This window comes from Micromonospora sp. 050-3, assembly GCF_046549335.1.
In the GTDB taxonomy this organism is placed as follows: Bacteria; Actinomycetota; Actinomycetes; order Mycobacteriales; family Micromonosporaceae; genus Micromonospora; species Micromonospora trifolii.
The window spans coordinates 212864-231676 of sequence record NZ_JAJPVX010000001.1 but is presented as its reverse complement, the minus strand read 5'-3'; the positions used below and the strand labels follow the sequence as shown (position 1 = coordinate 231676).

The window sequence follows — 18813 nt, the reverse complement described above, 5'->3', positions numbered from 1 at the left end:
CCTGCTGGGCCTGACGCTTCGCTACTCGGCCTTGGCGAGTCGGAGGGCCAGTTCGGGGCAGACCTTGACCGCCTTCAACGCGCCCTCGCGCAGCCAGGTCGGCACGGGGGTGGCCGGGAAGGCGGGATATCCGTTCGCGTCGAGCCGGATGAAGTCCGGTACGACGTGCGCGCAGAGGCCGTGCCCGTCGCAGCGGGACCAGTCCAGGGTGAGCTTCTGCGGGTTCGCGTCGGGTGCGCCCGGCAGCCCCATGACGCCCTTGACCCGTCGGCCACAGCCGTCGCCGGTGCTGTGCAGCCGCAGGTCCTCGGCGAAGACCTCGATCGCGGAGAGCGCGAACCGGGCGGTGCCGTCCGGGTGGCTGCACGCGCCCCGGCCCTTCACCTCGCCGGCGGCGGCGCGCACCACGTCCGCCGGTTGGCTGCCGGCGACGGCCAGGTCCACGGCGCGGGCCAGGTCCGGCAGGCCCATCTTGCACGGCCCGCACTGGCCGGCGGACTCGCCGGCCAGGTAGCGCACCACCTGGGCGGCCTCACCGAGCGGGCAGGTGTCGACACCGAGCGGGATGATGATGCCGGCGCCGAGGGTGCCGCCGACAGCGGCCAGGCCCTTGCGGGAGACCTCGGCCTTCTCCGCAGCCTCCGGGGTGATCCACTTGCCGTGGTACCCGCCCATCAGGATGCCCTGGACGTCCGGCACCTCGCACAGGTCGAGGACGTCGCGCAGCGGCATGCCGGCGGTGCACTCCACCACTGCCGGTCGGCCCGCCGCGCCTGTCACTGTGAGCAGCACGGTGCCGGGCTCGTCGTCGGTGCCGAGCGCCGCGTACTCGTAGGGACCCAGTCGGGCGCCGACGGCGAGCTGGGCGAACGTCTCGGCGTTGGACAGCAGTGTGGGTAGGCCGCTGACCCCGGAGTCGCTGGAGCGTTTCTTGGTGCCCGGCGGGATGTGCGGCAGCCCGTTGATCCCGTTGACCAGCGCGCCGCCCTCACCGGAGATGAACCGGTGCGGCACTGTGACGATCGTCGTCTGCACCGGCATCCGGCGCTCGTCGAGCGCCTCCATCAGCGAGTCCCGGCCGACCCCGTCGTCCGACACGCCGATCACGATCTCGTCGGCGTCCAGCGCGTACGCGGCCAGCGCCGCCCCGTCCAGGACCAGGTGCGGGGCGCGGGTCAGCAGTACCTTGTCCTTCCAGCTGGCCGGCTCCCCCTCGCTGGCGTTGACGACCACCACGGCGGCGAGGTCCTGCCGCTCGCAGGACTCCAGCACCGCGCGCAGTTTGCGGGCGAACGGGAAACCCGCTCCGCCCTTGCCCTTGAGCTGCATGCCCTCGGCGAGCTGGAGCAGCTGCGCCGGCTCCATCGGACCGATCGGTCCGTGCACCTCCTCGTGCGCGAGCAGGTCGAGCCGGCCGTACTCGGCGAAGCCGGCGGTGAGCCGCGGTTCACCGACACAGGCGACAGGTGGTACGGCGGTCCGCATCACTTCGCCTCACCCCGCAGCCCGGCCCAGTACGCCCCGTCCACCGCGTCCGCGCTGGCCTTGCGGCGCTTGGACTTGCCCTCGCCGGCTGCCCGTCGAGCACGGCGGGACGCCAGGTCGACAAGGGTCGGGGTGTCGTCGATGGGCGGCGCCACCTCGTCCGGCACGTACCGGGCCGGCGGGCGCCAGTAGTCCGGCTCCTCGGGCAGGTCGTCATCGACGCTGTGCCGACCGCTGCCGCTGCGCGGCGCCGACGAGATCGGGCTGCTGGAGACCGGGCCGGCCGAGATCGGCTCGACGGAGATGGGGCCGGCGGAGATGGGCTCGTCGGCCTGCCACCGGCGTGGACTGTCCCACGGCTCCTCGGCGTCGTCGAGGGTCGGCTGCGGCGGCGCCGAGTAGCGGCTGCCGTCGTCCTCGCTGCGGGACCGGCGACGGGACCGCTCAGAGGTCTGCTCGTCGGTGCGACGCCGACCGGTCGGCACTGCCTCGTCGCGGGTACGGGAGCCACGCCGTCGGGTCACCGGCTCCAGCTCCTCCTCGTCGCGTCGTCGGGTGTCGGTCTCCTCCACGCTGCGGCGGGCCGATCGGCTGGTAGTGGTCTCCTCGGCCCGACGGCTGCGCGAGGACCGTTCGGTGTCGCGGCGGGCCGCCGGCTCCTCCTCCCGCCGACGTCGGCTGGGCCGGGTCGGCTCGACGAGGGAACCGGGCTCGGGCACCACCGGAACGGTGAACCGTTCGGGGTCACGTCGTGCGGCCGGCGCGGCCCAGGTGGCGGTGGTGGTCTCCGCCCAGGCGGGACGCTTGTCGGCGGCCTTCGGGCGCCGACCCAACCCGGCCAGCAGCGATCGGGCGGTCTTCGCCTCCTCGGCCCGGCCTACCATCACCGCGTTGCGCACCGCTGCCTGGTGCTGCTCGCGGCTGCGCCGACCGATGGTGACCGAGAACCGGACCAGCAGGGCAAGCACCACCAGCACAATGCAGCCGAGGTAGCTGAACATCACCCAGGGCGCCGCGGCCCGACCGGCGTTGAGGCCGTGGAAGATAGCGAACGGCCAGGCCAGGTAGGCGGCGGAGTGCAGCGTGCGCCACAGCCACTTCGGACCGACGCCGGCGAAGCGGGCCCGGATGATGCCGGTCCAGATCACGCTGACCATCAGCAGCGCGGCCACCGTGCCGAGCCCGACGTAGAGCCCTCGGCCGCCGACGAACGGCACCAGCGCGTCGGTCGCCGCCGCCCGCCCCGTGGCGATCTTGGTGAGGACGTGGAAGCCGAGCCCGGCCACGCCCAGCACGCCGGTGGCCCGGTGCGCCGACTGCATCAGCACCCGGTGCGGGATGCGCAGCACCAGCCGGTCGGTGGCGAGCAGGCCGAGCATCACTGTGAGGCTCAACGCCACCAGGGAGACCACCCCGGCGAAGAACTCGGTGAAGAAGAAGCCGTACGCGTACGCCGTCTGACCGACGCCGGTCAGCATGATCGCCGCCCAGAGCGCGGCGAGCACCGACGCGATCAGCAGGGCGCTCGCCGACCGCGACGGGGTACGCACCCCCCGACTGCTGGCGCTGGTCCGGACCGTCGCCGCCTTCTTGTCCTGCTGTGCCCGGGCCATCTGCTCCTCGATCGTCTCGCGGCGGCGTACCACCGGCCGACCCCTGCTCCCCCATCCAGTACGGACCGGCGGGGCGCGCGGATCACCCGCCGACGGAAATTTCTGGGCCGAAATCGAACCGAGGGGCGCGGCCGTGCGTTGCACCCGCTCCCACCCACCGATCTGGACAGCGACGAATGTCCATGCGTTGACAGCCGCCGCAACACGCTTGTAACCTTTCCGCAAATTTCAGCCAGGCTTGCAAGATTCCGGCAAGCCTGGCACTCCCCACCGCACCACCACCCCCGCCTCCGCTCCCGCTCCCGTCAGGAGTCCCCATGCACCGACGTCGACGCGGCTCGGCGCTCCTCGCCCTCGGCCTGATCGCCAGCCTGCTCGTCCCCACAGCCGTTACGGCACCCCCGGCCGTCGCCGCCCCGTCCGGCGGCAAGAAGGTCATCGTCCAGCTCTTCGAGTGGAACTGGCCCTCGGTGGCCAGCGAATGCCAGAGCACCCTCGGCCCGAAGGGTTACGGCTACGTGCAGGTCTCACCCCCGCAGGAGCACGTGCGGGGCAACCAGTGGTGGCTGGCGTACCAGCCGGTCAGCTATCGCATCGAGTCCCGCAAGGGCACCCGGGCCCAGTTCCAGTCGATGGTGAACACCTGCCACGCGGCCGGGGTCAAGGTGATCGTCGACGCGGTCGTCAACCACATGTCCGGTCAGGACAACGGCGGCACCGGCTGGGCCGGCTCGTCCTACTCGCACTACGACTACCCGGGCATCTACCAGACCCAGGACTTCCACCACTGCGGGCGCAACGGCGGCGACGACATCGCCAACTACAACGACCGGTACGAGGTGCAGAACTGCGAGCTGGTCAACCTGTCGGACCTCAAGACCGAGTCGGACTACGTCCGCACGAAGATCGCCTCGTACCTCAACGACCTGCTCTCGCTCGGCGTCGACGGCTTCCGGATGGACGCCAGCAAGCACATGCCGGCCGCCGACATCGCCGCCATCAGGGGCAAGCTGTCCCGCTCCGCGTACATCGTGCAGGAGGTCATCCACGGCGCCGGCGAGCCGGTGCAGCCGACTGAGTACACCGGCAACGGTGACGTGCACGAGTTCCGCTACGGCAAGGACCTGGCCCGGGTGTTCCGCTCCGAGCGGTTGGCGTACCTGCGCAACTTCGGCGAGGGCTGGGGGCACCTGCCCACCGGCCCGGCCTCGGTGTTCGTCGACAACCACGACACCCAGCGCGACTCCGGTGGGGTGCTGACCTACCGCGACCGGGGCATCTACGCGCTGGCGAACGCCTTCATGCTGGCCTGGCCGTACGGCTCCCCGACCGTCATGTCCAGCTACACCTTCAGCAACCGGGACGCCGGCCCGCCGTCGGACGGTGCCAACAAGACGCTCAACGCCACCTGCTACTCCGGCTGGGAGTGCGAACACCGCTGGCCGGTGATCGCCAACATGGTCGGCTTCCGCAACGCCACCGAGGGCGCCGGCGTGGCCAACTGGTACGACAACGGCAACAACCACATCGCGTTCAGCCGCAGCGGCAAGGGCTTCATCACCGTCAACGACGAGGACGCCGCTGTGAACGGCCGCTCCTACTACACGGGGCTGCCCGCCGGTCGATACTGCGACGTCATCCACGGCACGTACGCGGGCGGCACGTGCAGCGGACCGGTGATCACGGTGGACGGTAGTGGCTGGTTCGCGGCGAACGTGCCGGCGCACGACGCCGTGGCCATCCACATCGGCGCGCGAGTCTGATTCGACCGGGGCCTCCGGACGGCGGGTCTCGCCGAACCGGGGGCCCCGGAGCATCCGCCACCATAGAGTGGTTTCGTGCCGTTCGACCGAAAGACTCCGTACCGTCGTCGCGGCGTCTGGGTCGCCGCCGCCATCGGCGTACCCGCGCTGCTGGTGACCGCGCTGCTGGTCGGCCAGGCCCTCACCCCGAGCTCGACGGCCCCCGACGATCGCAACGTGGTGGCAGCCGACCCGACTCCCAGCAGTGTGGACCAGAGCCCGGAGGATTCGATCCCCCCGGCCGCGCCCGCCCCGGACGGGTTGCCGGTGGTCGACTACGAACCCGCGCCCGGAGGGTTCCCGGCCGATCCGAACAGCACGGACGTCACACCGCTGACCGACGGCGTGCACCCGACCAGACGGATCGCCGCGTACGACGCGCCCGGCGGTCGGCCGCGCGCCTTCCTCGAACCGACCATCCGCGGTGTCGAGCTGACCATGCCGATCACCCAGCGGCGCGCCGGCTGGACGGCCGTCCTGCTGCCCTCGGCCAACCGCCGACTCGCCTGGCTGCCGCCCGGCGGGTTCGAGACGGTGCCGCTGCGCGACCAGATCGTGGTGGAACGCAAGGTCCACCGGCTCACCTGGTACCGGGCCGGCAAGGCGGTGCGCTCCTGGGAGATCAGCCTCGGCCAGTCGGGCCAGGAGACTCCACTGGGGCGGACCTTCATCCTGGGCCGCACCCCACCGCCGGAGGAGGTCTACGGCGGGGTGGACATCTACGCCCTCGGTTCGGTGCCCGACGACCCGGAGTCGGTGCCCTCCGGGCTGCGCGGCGCGCACATCGGGGTGCACACCTGGCACCACGACGACGAGCTGGGCGAGAACACCACGAACGGCTGTATCCGGCTGACCCGCAGCGGTCAGCGGGAACTGCTCGCCGAGGTCCGGCCCGGCAGCAGCGTCGTCGTGGTCGACCAACTGGCCGCCCCGCCGCCGACCGCCTGAGCACCGGCACCCACTGTCACTCGCCGAGCAGCCAGCCGTTCTGCTCGGCGACCCGGATCGCGTCGGCCCGGTTGCGGGCACCGGTCTTGCCGATCGCCGCCGACAGGTGGTTGCGTACCGTTCCCTCGGAAAGGTGCAACGCTCTGGCCAGGTCGGCGACGCTGCCACCGCCGCGCGCGATGCGCAGCACCTCGGTCTCCCGCTCGGTCAGCGGGCTGATCCCGGCGGCCAGCGTCTCCGCGGCCAGCGTCGGGTCGACGACCCGCAGGCCGGCGTGCACCCGGCGGACCGCGTCGGCGAGCTGCCGGGCCGGGGTGTCCTTGACCACGAAACCGCTCGCACCGGCCTCCATGGCACGGCGCAGATAGCCGGGGCGACCGAAGGTGGTCACCACCAGCACCCGGCAGGTCGGCAGCGCGGCCCGCAACGCCGCGGCGGCGGCGATCCCGTCCAGGCCGGGCATCTCCACGTCCAGCAGGGCGACGTCGGGTGCGCTACGTCGGGCCTCGGGCACCACCTCGTCGCCCCGGCCGACCTCGGCGACCACCGTCAGGTCGTCCTCCAGCGAGAGCAGGGCGGCCAGCGCGCCCCGGACCAGCGCCTGGTCGTCGGCGAGCAGCAGCCGGATCGGTGTGGACCCGCCGCTCACCGGGCCTCCCCCGGCGCGTGCACCCGCAGCAGAAAACCGTCGCCCGCCGGCCGACGGCCGACTGTCACCACCGCGTCCAGCCGCCGCGCACGCTCCCGCAGGCCGACCAACCCGTGCCCGCTCGGGTCGGGAGTGGACGGGCCACGACCGTCGTCGCTGATCTCGACCCGATCCGGGTGCACCCGGATCACGCAGCACCGCGCCCCGCTGTGCCGGACCACGTTGGTCACCCCTTCCCGTACCGCCCAGCCGAACAACCGGTCCCACTCCTCCGGCAGCTCCGGCACCTCGGACGACACGTCCGCCGCGATGCCCGCCGCGGCCAGCGCGGAGCGGGCGCCGGCCAGCTCCGCGGCGAGACTGACCTCGCGGTACGCCCCGACCGTCTGCCGTACGTCGGCCAGCGCGGCCCGGGCCAGCGCCTCCACCTCGGCGATCTCGGTGGCGGCCCGCTCCCGGTCGACCTCGATCAGACGCCCGGCCAACTCGGCCTTGATCGCCACCACGGTGAGCGAGTGCCCGAGGATGTCGTGCAGGTCGCGGGCGGCGCGGGACCGCTCCTCGGCGACCGCGAGCCGGCCGATCTCCTGTTGGGCGGCGCGGAGTTCGCTGTTGCGCTGGGCCAGTTGGGACACCCCGAACATGGCGAACGAGGCGAGCAGCACCGCGAAGACGATGCCGTTCTCCGCCTCCCACCCCGGCACCAGCCAGGAGGCCAGCACGGGGGTCACCGCGCAGAGCACCACGACGGCCAACGCCTCCCACGGCGGCAGCAGGAACACCGCCGCCGCGGCCACGTAGACCAGTGTGGCCAGCCAGTCCCCGCCGGTACCCGGGAGGCTGGCCAGGCCCACCGCGAGCAGCAGCGCCAGCCCGGCCCGCGCCCGGCCCGCCGGAATCGGCTGCAGGGACTGGCGCAGCTTGCGGGCCCACTGGAACAGCAGCACGTAACCGACGCCGAAGACGACCAGGGCCACCACGCCGAGGACTTGCCGCCACGGCTCCGGCTGGTGCAGCGCGGTGGCGAGCGGCACGTTGAGAAAGAACAGCCAGACGGCGGCCAGCAGCCAGCCGGTGACCCGCCAGTGGCGGCTCACCGGCCAGGGCTGCCCGGTCGAGAGGTCCATCGGGTTCACGCTAGCGGTCGCTGCCGGTCAGACCCGCGCGGTGTCCCGGCGGAACAGCCGGGCCGCGCCGACGCCGAAGAGCAGCGCCCAGACGACGAGGTTCGCCACCGCCGCCATGCTCACCCCGTCGCCGGTCAGTGGGGCGCGGGCCAGCACGCCCATGCCGTACACCGGGGTGAACTTCGCGACCTGCTGGAGCACGTCCGGCAGGACCTCGACCGGGACGAACAGTCCGCCGAACATGGCCAGCACCGCCAGGACGGGGCCGATGATCTGCATGACGTTCTCGGCCGGCGCCAGGTAGCCGATGAAGAGACCGAACGCGGCGAAGACCAGCGAGCCGACCCAGGCGGCGAGCCCGGACAGCAGCCAGACGTACGCCGGGACGCGGACGCCGGCCACGGCACCCACCAGGAACTCGGTGACGACCGCGAGCAGACCGAGACTCATCGCGGTGATCAGCTTGGTCGCCACGTACGCCGCCGGGCGGAGCGGGGTGAGCCGCAGCTGTCGGCTCCAGCCCAGCGCCCGCTCGGTGGCCACCGCGCCACCGACGCTGGTGGTGGCCACCATTGCCGCGTACACGGCCAGGCTGATCATGACGTACGCCGTCACCGGCCGACCGTTGTCCAGTGACTGCCCGCCCTGCGGCAGGCCGAAGATGAGGAAGAAGACCCCCGGCATGATCAGCGTGAAGGCGAGGGTGCGGCGGTTGCGCAGGACCCGGCGCAGCTCGATGCCCAGGGCACCGGGGGCGAACCCGCCCAGCGCGGGCAGCCGACGGTCCGGTTCGGTGACACCGGCGCGGGTGGGGGTGGAGGTGGTCATCTCAGGCTCCGGTCTGCGCTGTGGTCAGGGCGAGGAAGGCGTCCTCGAGGTTGCGGGAGGTGATCTCGACGTCCCGGGCGGCGGTCCGGGTCAGCAGGTGCCGGGCGACGGCGTCCGAGTCGCCGGTCCGCACCAGCACGCTGTCGCCGCGCACCTCCACGGCGTCCACGCCGGGCAGCGCGGCGAGCGCGGCCTGGTCGGCGCCGGGCAGGGTGGCCCGCACGGTACGGCCGGCGGCCAGGTTCTTGATCTCCGCGGTGGTGCCGTCGGCGACGATGCGCCCCTGCCGGACCAGCACGATCCGGTCGGCGTACGCGTCCGCTTCGTCGAGGTAGTGGGTGGCGAAGATGACGGTCCGTCCACGCCGGGCGTCTCGGCGCAGGGCGTGCCAGAAGTCCCGCCGACCCTCGACGTCCATGCCGGTGGTCGGCTCGTCGAGCACCATCAGGTCCGGGTCGGGCAGCAGGGCCAGCGCGAAGCGCAGTCGTTGCTGCTGACCGCCCGAGCAGCGCCCGACCACCCGGTCGGCGATGTCGGTGATACCGGCCCGCTCCAGCACCTCGGCCGCCGGACGGGTGTGCCGGTAGAAGTGGGCGGTCATCCGTACCGTCTCGCCCACGGTCAGGTCCTTGAGCAGCCCGCCGGTCTGGAGCACGGCGGCGACCCGACCTCGGGCCACCGCGTCGTCCGGGGTGCCGCCGAGGACCCGGACGGTGCCGGTGTCCGGGCGGGACAGCCCGAGCAGCATGTCGATGGTGGTGGTCTTGCCCGCGCCGTTCGGGCCGAGGAACGCCACCACCTCGCCGGGCTGCACCCGTAGGCTCAACCCGTCGACAGCGGTGACCGCGCCGAAGCTCTTGGTTAGGCCGTCCAACTCGACAGCCGGATGCGTACTGGTCATGCCATTGATGCTCCGGCGGCGCGTACCCCGATGCCCGGAGCGGTCGTCACGCCCCGACCGTGACATTTGTCAGGGCGGCCGGATTCCGGACGGGCACAGCGGGTAACCGCCGGGCCGAACCGCGACACCGGGAGGACGCGATGGGTGCCACGCCGCAGGGTCAGGTCGACACGGTCGTGCTGATCCACGGGCTCTGGATGACGCCGCGCAGTTGGGAGGGGTGGGCCCAGCGGTACACCGAGCGCGGCATGCACGTCATCGCCCCCGCCTGGCCCGGCATGGACCGGTCCGTGGAGCAGTTGCGCGACGATCCCGGCCCGATCGCCGAGCAGAGCATGGCCACGATCGTGGCGCACTACGACCGGATCATCCGGGCGCTGCCCCGACCGCCGATCATCATGGGGCACTCGTTCGGCGGCCTGTTCGCCCAGGTCCTCGCCGACCGGGGTCTCGGTGCGGCGGTGGTGGGGGTGCATCCCGCGGCGGTGAAGGGGGTGCTCAAGGTGCCGCTGAGTCAGCTGCGCTCGGGCTTTCCGATCCTGCGCAGCCCCGCCAACCGCGGCAAGGCCGTCCCGTTCACCTCGGACGACTTCGCCTACACCTTCGGCAACACGATGAGCCGCGAGGACTCCGACCGGGCCTGGCAGCGCTACGCCGTCCCCGGCGCCGGACGGGTCTTCTTCGAGGGCGCGTTCGCCAACCTCGACCCGCGCTCGCCGGCCCGGGTCGACGTCGGGCGTACCGACCGGGCACCGCTGCTGCTGATGGCCGGCGAGGTCGACCACGTGGTGCCGGCGTCGGTGGTCCGCGCCAACGCCGGGCTCTACCAGAAGTCCCGGGCCCTCACCGCGTACGAGCAGTTCGCCGGCCGGTCACACTTCACTGTCGGCCAAGACGGCTGGGAGCAGATCGCCGACTACGCGCTGGACTGGGCGCTGCGAGCGGCGGCCCTGCCCCGTGAGGTGACCATCGCCAGCGAGACCCCCCGCCGCTGACCCGGGCTCGGCCGCCAGACAGGCGGGCATGATCCACTCGTCTTTCATGAAGTCGGGGTATCCCTGGCGCCAGGACACCCCGACTTCATGAAACCGGAGTGGATCCTTTCTCGCATGCCCACGGTCTGGCGGGGTATCTCGGTGCGATGAGGGCCAGTTTCCGGCTTGGCCGGGTCGCGGGAGTGCCGGTCGGCGTCAACTGGAGCGTGCTGGTCATCTTCGCGTTGATCGCGTGGGGGTTGGCCGCGAACCAGTTCCCCCGTTCGTACCCCGACCACTCGCCGGTGGCGTACACGATCGCCGGGCTGGCCGCGGCGGTGGTGTTCTTCGTCGGCCTGCTCGCCCACGAGGTGTCGCACGCTGTGGTGGCCAAGCGCAACGGGCTGACTGTCGACGGCATCACGCTGTGGCTGTTCGGCGGCGTCGCCGAGTTGCGGGGCGAGCCGCGTGACCCCGGGGCGGAGTTGCGCATCGCGGGCGTGGGCCCGCTGGTCAGCCTGCTGCTCGGGGCGTTCTTCGGTGCCATCGCGGCGCTGCTCGCGCTGGCCGGGCAGGACGGGCTCCTGTTCGGGGCGGTGGCGTGGCTGGCGGGGATCAACGTGCTGCTGGCCATCTTCAACGTGCTGCCGGCCGCGCCCCTGGACGGTGGTCGGTTGCTGCGCGCCGCGGTCTGGAAGGCCACCGGTGACCGGACCCGAGCGTCAGTGGTCGCCGCTCGCGCCGGCTGGGTGCTGGGTGTGCTGCTGATCGGCCTGGGGTTGTGGCAGTTCCTGTCCGGGGTCGGTTTCGGTGGGCTCTGGCTGGCCCTGATCGGCTGGTTCCTGATCGGCGCGGCCGGGATGGAGGAGCGGCAGGCCCGCACCGGCACCGCGCTGCGCGGGATTCGGGTGGGCGATGTGATGACCCCGCAGCCGCAGACCGCCTCGGCGCAGATGACTGTCGCGGACTTCGTCGACAACTACCTGTTCGCGTACCGGCATTCGGCGCTGCCGCTGACCGAGGACGGCCGGCCGACCGGCCTGGTCACCGTCGACCGGGTGCGGGGCGTGCCGCCGGAGCGGCGGGCGTCGACCACGCTGGCCGAGGTGGCCTGCCGAGCCGACGAACTGGTGCTGGCCCAGCCCGGTGAACAGCTCAACGACCTGCTCCCCCGGCTCAGCGAGTGCGCCGACGGCCGCGCCCTGGTGGTGACCGAGGACGGCCACCTGACCGGGATCGTCTCCCCCAGCGACATCAGCCGCGCCGTCCAACGCAGCACCCTCCGCACCCCCACCCCATCCCGGTGACCCCCACCCCGCCCCGTTGATCATGAAGTTATTGCGCCGACACGCCGCGACGAGTGGCAATAACTTCATGATCAACCGGGCCGGGGGCGAGGGGCGGGGGCGAGGGGCGGGGGCGAGGGGCGGGGGCGAGGGGCGGGGCGGGGGCAGCGGGGCGCAGGGTCAGGAGTGGGGGCAGGTGTTGCGGTATTCCTGGATGGTTGCTGAGGCGGGGGGTGCGGGGCAGAGGAACTGGTCGTAGCGGGTGTCGTCGTCCACGAAGCGCTTCAGCCAGGAGATGCTGTACTTGGCGACCGTCACGTTCGTCGACGTGGGCGCGGAGTGGCTGGCGTTGTTGAGTTCCAGGTACGCCTTGTCCAACGTGGACGGCAGGCTGGTGTAGAACGGCTCCGAGTGCGACGAGACCGGCGCCACCGAGTCGTTCTCGGCGCCGACCACAAGCGTCGGCACCCGTACGCCGGACCAGTTCTTGACGGTGTGCCAGCCGGTGAGCGGGATCGCGGCCTGCAACTGCGGTCGTGAGTTCGCCGCCGAGAGGCTGCCGCCGCCTCCCATCGAGTGCCCCATCACGGCGAGCCGGTTGCGGTCGATCCGGGTACGCACGCCGCTGGTGTTGGTGAGGTAGTCCAGGGCTGCCAGCAGTTGCGTGCCCCGGCTGGCCGGCTGGTCGTAGCGGGACAACGTGTCGATCGTGATCACCACGAAGCCCTGCGAGGCGAGGCGCGGCCCCAGCCAGGCCACGCTGGACTGGGTGGCGGTGTAGCCGGGTGAGATCGCCACCGCGCCGAAGGTGCCCTCGGCGGTGCTGGTCGGGTAGTAGATCGTTCCGCCCCGGAAACCGCTGACGCTGGAGGCGGCGACGGTGCTCTGGGCGATGGCGAACGCGCCCCGGCTGGCTTCGATGCTGGCCACGGTGGGGGCCGGGCCACGCTCGTACGGGCTGGCGGCGGCATGGGCGGCCGGCGCTGCGCCCAGTCCGGTGCCGAGCACGGCCAGGGCGAGCGCCCACCGCAGACCGCGACGGGGGCGGCGGGCGACTGGTTCGGGGGTGATGGCGGGTACGGGCTGCATGTCTCGCTCCGAGGGGTGGAGCCGACGGTCCCGGGACGGGGACCGGCCGATGAGACTCATCGACAAACATCAGTGTCTGTCCGGGGTCTTCCACCCCACCAATCCCAACCTCCCCATGCCATAGCGCTATGGCACGCGTGCGGTCACCGGGGGAAGTAGCGGTCCAGGGCGTCGGTGCGGAACGTGCCCTTCGGGTCCAGGTCGGCCAGGAGCGCGGCGAAGTCGGCGTACCTCGGGTAGCGGGCGGACAGCTCGGCCGGGTCGGTGACGAAGACCTTGCCCCAGTGGGGGCGGGGCGCGAAGGGCGCCAGCCGCTCCTCCACGGCAGCCACCACGGGCAGCACCGCCGCTGTGTCGTCGACCCAGGTGAAGTGCAGCACGAAGCTGTCTCGCCGGTAGTTCGGGCTGAGCCACAGCTCGTCGGCCGCCACCGTCCGCAGCTCGGACACCAGCAGCACCGGGGCGATCAGGTCCGCCAGGTCGTCCAGCGCGGCGAGCGCGTCAGCCGCCGCCGTCCGCGCGACGTGGTACTCGGACTGCAGTTCGTCGCCGCTGCTCGGGGTGAAGCCGAGCTTGAAGTGCGGCAGCCGCTCGTGCCACGGGCCCGGTTCGCCGAGCTGAGGGGTGCAGTTCTCCGCCGGCATCCCGAGCACCGGGTGCCGGGGTTGGTCGGCGGCGGCGGTGCCCAGCCAGTCCGCCGGGGGTGGCTGCTCGTCGGCCACCTGCTTGCGCCACACCTCGCGCAGCCGGGGCGTACGGAAGTCGGTGAAGACACTCACGCTGTACGCCGAGCCGAGCGCCTCGTCCAGCGCCGTCCGGTCCAGGTCGAGGCGTACGTACTGGCGCAGCGCGAAGGTCGGCACGACATCCAGTGTGACTCGGGTGACCAGGCCGAGCGCGCCGAGCCCGACCACCATGCCGGCGAACGTGTCGGCGTCACTGTCGACCCGGAGCAGATCGCCGTCGGCGGTGACCAGTTCCAGGCCGGCGACCGCGCTGGCCAGGTTGCCGTGGGTCTGGCCGGAGCCGTGGGTGGCGGTGGCGACCGCGCCGGCCACCGAGATGTGCGGCAGCGAGGCGAGGTTCGCCAGCGCGTACCCCTGGGTGTGCAGGTGTCGGGCGACGTCGCCGTAGCGCAGCGCGCCGCTCACTGTGACCTGCCCCCGCTCATGGTCCACTTCGACGACCGGGGGCAGCCCGGCGAGGCTGACCAGGTCACCGTCGGTGTCGCCGAAACGGTTGAAGGAGTGCCCGCTGCCCACCGCCCGGATCCGGCTGCTGCCGGCGACGAGCCGGCGCAGTTCGTCCACGGAGGTGGGGTTGTGGAACGCCTTCGCGGCGTATCGCACGTTGCCGGCCCAGTTGCGGCGCGGAACGTCGGTCATCGACGCGGCCTGCGGTCCCTGCGCGGTCATGTGGCGGTCTCCCGATCGGTGCTCTGGTGGTCGGCCAACGCGGCGACGAGGGCGCCCAGAACGGTATCCGTCTGGAACGTGTTGTAGCCACGCTGGGCGATCGGCAGACCGGCAGTGGTGGCGCGTTCGATCTCCCCCCGGGCCGCCTGCCGGGCCGACGCGTCCCCGGACATCAGCGCGTCCTGGCCGCGCCGGATCAACCGGTCGACCCGGTCCATCTGGTAGCCACGCAGACCGACCGGGAGCTCCGGGGCCTCGAAGGCGGCGCGACGCAGCGCGAGCAGGTCGACGAACCGGTCTCCGGCATAGCGGGTGAGCGCTGCCGACACCTGCTCGGGCTGCTCACGGACCTGGTCGAGGACGAGCAACTCGACGGCCGCTCGGCCGTCGAGCGGGTGGCGGGCGGTCACCAGCTCACGCGGCACACCCTGCACCGGCACCAGCAGCAGTCGCGGCGGTTTCGGGTAGCCGTCGCTTCGCGGCGGCTCGTCGAGGACCAGCGCGTCCACGTCGGCCCACCCGATCTCCCGACGCAGCCCGGGCCGCCGAATGCTGAGCCCTTCCGAGTGGATCCTGAACCGGAACGGCCGCAACGCGCCGACCAGCGCCACCGCGCCGAGCGCGATCGCCCCCACCGCGACGATCGTCCGTAGCAGGGCGCCGTCGCTGGGATAGACCAACAAGAGCACTCCACCGAGTACGCACACCGAGGCGAGCGCACGGGACCCCCGATTCCGGCGCAGTTCCACGCTCGGACCCCCGTTCATGACCGTGGCGTCGGTCCCCGCAGCTTCCACCAAACCGGGCACCGAGGACACCGGTCGATCGGGCACGGTTGTTCTCGTCATCGTCGGGGAACCCTACGCCCATGAGCAGCTACCGTGATCCGGCCCCGCGGGGCGACGTCTTCCCCTCCGAGGAGGAGCTGGACCCCACCGGCACCGGGGTCGAGCAGGCCAGCGCGCCGCCGGCCGGTGGATTGCCGAGCCACCCGTCGCCCACGCCTGGTCCTCGGCCCACACCGGCGCCCGCGCCCGCCCCGACGCCGGTGCCGGCACCGGGCCCGCCACCGCGCTTCCCCGGCGCACAGTCGATCGTGACCCGTCACCTGGACGGTTCGGTGGAGGTGGTCACCGACCTCGACGGTGACGGCGTCGCCGACGTCGTCCAGATCGACGTGGACGGTGACGGGACCCCGGACATCACCTATGTGGACAGTGACCGCGACGGGCGGCTGGACACCGTGCTGGGCGACCCGAACGCGGTAGGGACGGGTGCCCACCGGGCCTGACCCGGAGGCGCGGCCGATTCACAGCTTCGCCATCACCTCGCTGGCGACCAGCTCCAGGTGCTCCAGGTCGCTGAGGTCCAGCACCTGGAGGTAGAGCCGCTCGCTGCCGATCTCCGCGTACCGGCCGATGGTGTCCAGCACCTCACCGGGCGTCCCGGCCAGACCGTTGGCCCGCAGCTCGTCCGGTTCGCGGCCGATGGCGGCGGCCCGACGGGCCACCTCGGCGTCGTCGCGCCCGCAGCAGAGCACCAGGGCGTTGGACCAGACCATCCCGGCCGGGTCCCGGCCGATCTCGACGCAGGCCGCGCGGACCCGGTCGAACTGCGCCGCCGTGTCCGGCACCGAGGCGAACGGCAGGTTGAACTCGTCCGCGTAGCGGGCGGCCAGCCGAGGGGTGCGCTTCGGGCCCGTCCCGCCGAGCAGGATCGGTGGACTCGGCTGCTGCACGGGCTTGGGCAGGGCGGGCGAGTCACGGACCGGGTAGTACCGGCCGTCGTGGTCGAACCGCTCCCCCGGCGGCGTGGACCAGAGCCCGGTGATGACGGCGAGCTGCTCCTCCAGCCGGTCGAACCGCTCGCCCAACGGCGGGAACGGGATGCCGTACGCGCTGTGCTCCTCGGCGTACCAGCCGGTGCCGATGCCCAGCTCCACCCGGCCGCCGCTCATCTGGTCGACCTGCGCCACGGTGATCGCCAGCGGGCCGGGCAGGCGGAAGGTGGCGGCGGTCATCAACGTGCCGAGCCGGATGCGGTTGGTCTCCCGGGCCAGGCCGGCGAGCGTGGTCCACGCGTCGGTGGGGCCGGGCTCGCCGCTCACGTCGCCCATCATCAGGTAGTGGTCGGACCGGAAGAACGCGCCGTAGCCAGCGTCCTCGGCGCAGCGGGCGACGGCGAGCAACTGGTCGTAGCTGGCGCCCTGCTGGGGCTCGGTGAAGATCCGAAGTTCCATGATCCGAGCATAGGGAGCCGATCGGCGGTGCCGTGTCGGGACGGCCGCGGTCGTCGTATGCTTTGACAGTCATATGACGCAGCAGGCATATTGGGAAGGTGTCCACCGACGCCTTCACCGTCCTCGCCGAGCCCACCCGGCGCCGGATCCTCGATCAGCTCCGCGACGCCGAACGCAGCGTCGGCGAGCTGGTCGACGGGCTCGGGGTCAGCCAGCCAGCCGTCTCCAAACATCTGCGGGTGCTACGCGACGCCGGCTTCGTCACCTGCCGGACGGCCGCCCGACAACGGATCTACCGCCTCGACCCCGGCCCGCTGCGGGACGTCGACGGCTGGCTCGACCCGTACCGGCGGCTCTGGGCCCGACACCTGGACGCCCTGGAACGGCACCTCGACAGTCAGGAGCAGTGAATGGACCGCGACGCGTTCCGCCCGAGCCCACCCGCCGACGTGCGCGCCGATGGCGGCGCGACACTGGTCTTCGTCCGCGACCTGCGGCATCCGCCAGCCGCCGTCTGGGCGGCACTGACCGACCCGGCCCAGCTCGCGCAGTGGGCGCCGTTCCTCGCCGACCGCGATCTCGGCAACGCCGGCGCCGCCGTGCTCACCCTCATCGACGGCGAGACCACCCAGGAGGACCCGGCGACGGTACGCCGGGCCGAGCCGCCGCACCTGCTGGAGTACACCTGGGGCGACGACCTGCTGCGCTGGGAGCTGAGCCCGCTGGGCAGCGGCACCCGGCTCACCCTGCGGCACACCGTCGCCGACCGGGGCATGCTGCCGATGGTCGCGGCCGGCTGGCACCTCTGCCTCGACGTGGCCGACCGGTTGCTCGACGGCGACCCGGTCGGCCCGATCCGCGGCGCGGAGGCCAAGGACTTCGGCTGGCCCGAGCTGCGCGACGCGTACGCCGAACGGCTCGGTGAGGGCTGACCGGTGCGGTCCCGGCGGCCCCGGAGCCCGGAGCCGCCGGAGCCCGGTCAGGCGTACGGCTGCTTGGCGTACGCCTCGCGGAGCGCTGCCAACCCGGTCGCCTTCGGCGTCAGGGTGCCCCACCCGGAGTTGAAGTAGTTGGTGCGCACGATGCGTGGCCCACCCTCGGCGTTGAGCTGGGCGATCGCCGCCGGCACTGTGGCGATCCAGGCGGCCTGGTCCGGGATCTCGGCCGACCTGACCCCCCACTCGGCGATGATCACGGGCCGGGACAGCGCCACCGGGCCGAGATCCGCCACCGCCCAGTCCTTCGTGCGCCGAAACCGGGCCAGCGCGGTGTGGCTGGCATTGGTGGCGTACGCGTTCCACTGGAGATAGTCGAGGCGGGTCATCAGCGACTCCGGGTGCATACGCTGGAAGCAGGCCCGATCGAAGCCGCCCAGCCCGACCGAGAAGGTCGTTCCGGCCGGCAGGGTCCGTGCCTTGAACCACGTCAGGATGTAGTTCACCGCCTGCACCGCCCGAGCGTCCGACTCGGCCCAGGTGTAGGCCTTGCCGTCCTCGGTGGTGCCGAACTCGTGGTCGGTGTCGAACTCCGAGGCGAGCTGGATGTTCACCCCGAAGCCGAGCGTCCGGTACTGCGACAGGGCGCGGGCGAACAACCCGTCGCACTGCCCCTTGAGCACCTGGCCGTACCCGTACGCCTTCGGCCAGGTCGTGCCGGGTCGCTGCTGGATGGTCATCGTCGGCGCCGGCACTGTGTAGCTGGTGCCGTCCACAGCGAAGCTCTGCGGTCCGTAGTTCGGAGCGCCGTAGTGCTTCAACTCCAGGACCATGTTCATCTGCACCCCGGCCTTGCCCAGGTTGACCAGCCAGGGTCGGTTGTAGCCGGGGAAAATGTAGCCGTCGGCGAAGCTGCGGTACTGGGTGAGCGACCGGAAGTTGCCGCCGGCCATGTCGGCGGTCGGATCGGCACCACCGGAGAGGTAGTAACCGCCGAGCACGGGTTGGCCCAGGCTGTAGTCGGCGGTGGCCGTCGCGGTGTTTCCGGCGGCGTCGCGGACCTGGACGGTTACCCGGGGCATCACGCCACCGACCGATACACGGCCACGGAGCCGTTGTCGGAGGCCCGGGTCCAGGTACGCCCGGAGTTGTCGGTGACGGTCACGGTGAGCGGGTCGATGACCGCCGTGACCTTGACCGGTGCGCTGCTGTTGCCCTGCGCGTCGGTGACCACGATGGTGACGGTCAGCGGTTTGGTGTCGGCGTCTGAGTAGGTGACGGTCAGCAGCATCTGGGCACCCGGCGCGAAGACGGATGCGTTCAAGGCTGCGGTCGCAGTGGGAGCGGCCATGTCGTCCCCTTTCTGGCTCGGTCGCCAGGGCTCGGCGCGCGGTTGGGCGGCGCCGGACCCGGCGGGTCGACAGTGCGAAAGGCCGGCGGGGCACGTGGACGGCAGGTACGGCCGGTGGGCGGCGTCGCCTGACTGCCCGGCGGTGCTGACGTCCCTGTCCCGATGGGCGGA

19 protein-coding genes are annotated in these 18813 nt (G+C 72.2%); 7 read left to right on the top strand and 12 right to left on the bottom strand.

All coding sequences use genetic code 11. The features are described from left to right. Positions 1–21 precede the first annotated feature (21 nt). Together ACLJOK_RS01125 and ACLJOK_RS01120 are read right to left on the bottom strand one after the other, a co-directional pair. The gene (locus ACLJOK_RS01125; RefSeq protein ID WP_410815572.1) at positions 22–1485 is read right to left on the bottom strand and encodes an NADH-ubiquinone oxidoreductase-F iron-sulfur binding region domain-containing protein; all 1464 of its coding nucleotides are present in this window, start codon (positions 1483–1485) and stop codon (positions 22–24) included. Continuing rightward, positions 1485–3131: a hypothetical protein gene (locus ACLJOK_RS01120; RefSeq protein WP_410815571.1), complete on the bottom strand. Its 1647-nt coding sequence runs from the start codon at positions 3129–3131 to the stop codon at positions 1485–1487. The genes ACLJOK_RS01125 and ACLJOK_RS01120 overlap by 1 nt, the downstream gene beginning before the upstream one ends. Before the next feature lie 284 nt (positions 3132–3415). Here ACLJOK_RS01120 and ACLJOK_RS01115 point away from each other — a divergent pair, with 284 nt between their 5' ends. Both ACLJOK_RS01115 and ACLJOK_RS01110 read left to right on the top strand, forming a co-directional pair. Next, positions 3416–4861 (top strand): alpha-amylase family glycosyl hydrolase, encoded by a 1446-nt coding sequence (locus ACLJOK_RS01115; protein WP_410815569.1) that lies wholly within the window; start codon positions 3416–3418, stop codon positions 4859–4861. A 75-nt stretch (positions 4862–4936) separates the two neighbouring features. Then, entirely contained in the window at positions 4937–5848 is a 912-nt protein-coding gene (locus ACLJOK_RS01110; protein ID WP_410815568.1) for a L,D-transpeptidase family protein, read from the top strand. A gap of 16 nt (positions 5849–5864) precedes the next feature. Here the strand turns inward: ACLJOK_RS01110 and ACLJOK_RS01105 are convergent, their stop codons facing one another. Genes ACLJOK_RS01105 through ACLJOK_RS01090 form a run of 4 tightly spaced genes read right to left on the bottom strand, consistent with a single transcriptional unit; the run spans position 5865 to position 9353 of the window. Continuing rightward, entirely contained in the window at positions 5865–6497 is a 633-nt protein-coding gene (locus ACLJOK_RS01105) for a response regulator (RefSeq protein ID WP_410815566.1), read from the bottom strand. After that, on the bottom strand, positions 6494–7624 hold the full coding sequence (locus ACLJOK_RS01100) for a sensor histidine kinase (protein WP_410815564.1): 1131 nt from the start codon (positions 7622–7624) through the stop codon (positions 6494–6496). Before ACLJOK_RS01100 ends, ACLJOK_RS01105 begins: the two co-directional genes overlap by 4 nt. 27 nt (positions 7625–7651) lie before the next feature. Continuing rightward, the gene (locus tag ACLJOK_RS01095; protein ID WP_410815563.1) at positions 7652–8452 is read right to left on the bottom strand and encodes an ABC transporter permease; all 801 of its coding nucleotides are present in this window, start codon (positions 8450–8452) and stop codon (positions 7652–7654) included. Between the two features lies 1 nt (position 8453). Next, complete coding sequence (locus tag ACLJOK_RS01090) at positions 8454–9353, bottom strand: ABC transporter ATP-binding protein (RefSeq protein WP_410815562.1); 900 nt, start codon at positions 9351–9353, stop codon at positions 8454–8456. A 140-nt stretch (positions 9354–9493) separates the two neighbouring features. On the opposite strand from ACLJOK_RS01090, the gene ACLJOK_RS01085 reads away from it, so the two are divergent. Together ACLJOK_RS01085 and ACLJOK_RS01080 are read left to right on the top strand one after the other, a co-directional pair. Next, the gene (locus ACLJOK_RS01085) at positions 9494–10348 is read left to right on the top strand and encodes an alpha/beta hydrolase (RefSeq protein ID WP_410815561.1); all 855 of its coding nucleotides are present in this window, start codon (positions 9494–9496) and stop codon (positions 10346–10348) included. A 146-nt stretch (positions 10349–10494) separates the two neighbouring features. Then, positions 10495–11634 (top strand): site-2 protease family protein, encoded by a 1140-nt coding sequence (locus tag ACLJOK_RS01080; RefSeq protein ID WP_410815560.1) that lies wholly within the window; start codon positions 10495–10497, stop codon positions 11632–11634. A gap of 159 nt (positions 11635–11793) precedes the next feature. Here ACLJOK_RS01080 and ACLJOK_RS01075 read toward each other — a convergent pair whose 3' ends face one another. From ACLJOK_RS01075 to ACLJOK_RS01065, 3 genes are all read right to left on the bottom strand, one after another. Next, entirely contained in the window at positions 11794–12702 is a 909-nt protein-coding gene (locus ACLJOK_RS01075; protein WP_410815558.1) for an alpha/beta hydrolase, read from the bottom strand. A 143-nt stretch (positions 12703–12845) separates the two neighbouring features. After that, the gene (locus ACLJOK_RS01070) at positions 12846–14117 is read right to left on the bottom strand and encodes an FAD-binding protein (protein ID WP_410815557.1); all 1272 of its coding nucleotides are present in this window, start codon (positions 14115–14117) and stop codon (positions 12846–12848) included. Next, positions 14114–14800: a hypothetical protein gene (locus ACLJOK_RS01065; RefSeq protein ID WP_410815556.1), complete on the bottom strand. Its 687-nt coding sequence runs from the start codon at positions 14798–14800 to the stop codon at positions 14114–14116. The genes ACLJOK_RS01070 and ACLJOK_RS01065 overlap by 4 nt, the downstream gene beginning before the upstream one ends. Positions 14801–14985: 185 nt before the next feature. Here ACLJOK_RS01065 and ACLJOK_RS01060 point away from each other — a divergent pair, with 185 nt between their 5' ends. Further along, complete coding sequence (locus ACLJOK_RS01060) at positions 14986–15408, top strand: hypothetical protein (protein ID WP_410815555.1); 423 nt, start codon at positions 14986–14988, stop codon at positions 15406–15408. Positions 15409–15426: 18 nt separating this feature from the next. Here the strand turns inward: ACLJOK_RS01060 and ACLJOK_RS01055 are convergent, their stop codons facing one another. Continuing rightward, positions 15427–16356, bottom strand: coding sequence for an LLM class F420-dependent oxidoreductase (locus ACLJOK_RS01055; protein WP_410815554.1), 930 nt, complete (start codon positions 16354–16356; stop codon positions 15427–15429). A 98-nt stretch (positions 16357–16454) separates the two neighbouring features. On the opposite strand from ACLJOK_RS01055, the gene ACLJOK_RS01050 reads away from it, so the two are divergent. Then, entirely contained in the window at positions 16455–16766 is a 312-nt protein-coding gene (locus tag ACLJOK_RS01050; RefSeq protein WP_112699184.1) for an ArsR/SmtB family transcription factor, read from the top strand. Beyond that, a complete protein-coding gene (locus ACLJOK_RS01045; RefSeq protein WP_410815552.1) occupies positions 16767–17288 on the top strand; it encodes an SRPBCC family protein in 522 nt (173 codons plus the stop codon). Positions 17289–17335: 47 nt separating this feature from the next. Here ACLJOK_RS01045 and ACLJOK_RS01040 read toward each other — a convergent pair whose 3' ends face one another. Continuing rightward, a complete protein-coding gene (locus ACLJOK_RS01040) occupies positions 17336–18373 on the bottom strand; it encodes a hypothetical protein (protein ID WP_410815551.1) in 1038 nt (345 codons plus the stop codon). Next, the gene (locus ACLJOK_RS01035) at positions 18373–18642 is read right to left on the bottom strand and encodes a hypothetical protein (RefSeq protein ID WP_410815549.1); all 270 of its coding nucleotides are present in this window, start codon (positions 18640–18642) and stop codon (positions 18373–18375) included. The genes ACLJOK_RS01040 and ACLJOK_RS01035 overlap by 1 nt, the downstream gene beginning before the upstream one ends. Between the last annotated feature and the right edge of the window lie 171 nt (positions 18643–18813).

Bases quoted from the DNA above. Each gene is read 5' to 3' on its own strand.
- ACLJOK_RS01045 (WP_410815552.1), top strand. From the start codon at position 16,767: ATGGACCGCGACGCGTTCCGCCCGAGCCCACCCGCCGACGTGCGCGCC.
- ACLJOK_RS01070 (WP_410815557.1), bottom strand. From the start codon at position 14,117: ATGACCGCGCAGGGACCGCAGGCCGCGTCGATGACCGACGTTCCGCGC.
- ACLJOK_RS01055 (WP_410815554.1), bottom strand. From the start codon at position 16,356: ATGGAACTTCGGATCTTCACCGAGCCCCAGCAGGGCGCCAGCTACGAC.
- ACLJOK_RS01035 (WP_410815549.1), bottom strand. From the start codon at position 18,642: ATGGCCGCTCCCACTGCGACCGCAGCCTTGAACGCATCCGTCTTCGCG.
- ACLJOK_RS01125 (WP_410815572.1), bottom strand. From the start codon at position 1,485: ATGCGGACCGCCGTACCACCTGTCGCCTGTGTCGGTGAACCGCGGCTC.
- ACLJOK_RS01100 (WP_410815564.1), bottom strand. From the start codon at position 7,624: ATGGACCTCTCGACCGGGCAGCCCTGGCCGGTGAGCCGCCACTGGCGG.
- ACLJOK_RS01095 (WP_410815563.1), bottom strand. From the start codon at position 8,452: ATGACCACCTCCACCCCCACCCGCGCCGGTGTCACCGAACCGGACCGT.
- ACLJOK_RS01090 (WP_410815562.1), bottom strand. From the start codon at position 9,353: ATGACCAGTACGCATCCGGCTGTCGAGTTGGACGGCCTAACCAAGAGC.
- ACLJOK_RS01040 (WP_410815551.1), bottom strand. From the start codon at position 18,373: ATGCCCCGGGTAACCGTCCAGGTCCGCGACGCCGCCGGAAACACCGCG.
- ACLJOK_RS01060 (WP_410815555.1), top strand. From the start codon at position 14,986: ATGAGCAGCTACCGTGATCCGGCCCCGCGGGGCGACGTCTTCCCCTCC.
- ACLJOK_RS01085 (WP_410815561.1), top strand. From the start codon at position 9,494: ATGGGTGCCACGCCGCAGGGTCAGGTCGACACGGTCGTGCTGATCCAC.
- ACLJOK_RS01075 (WP_410815558.1), bottom strand. From the start codon at position 12,702: ATGCAGCCCGTACCCGCCATCACCCCCGAACCAGTCGCCCGCCGCCCC.
- ACLJOK_RS01115 (WP_410815569.1), top strand. From the start codon at position 3,416: ATGCACCGACGTCGACGCGGCTCGGCGCTCCTCGCCCTCGGCCTGATC.
- ACLJOK_RS01080 (WP_410815560.1), top strand. From the start codon at position 10,495: ATGAGGGCCAGTTTCCGGCTTGGCCGGGTCGCGGGAGTGCCGGTCGGC.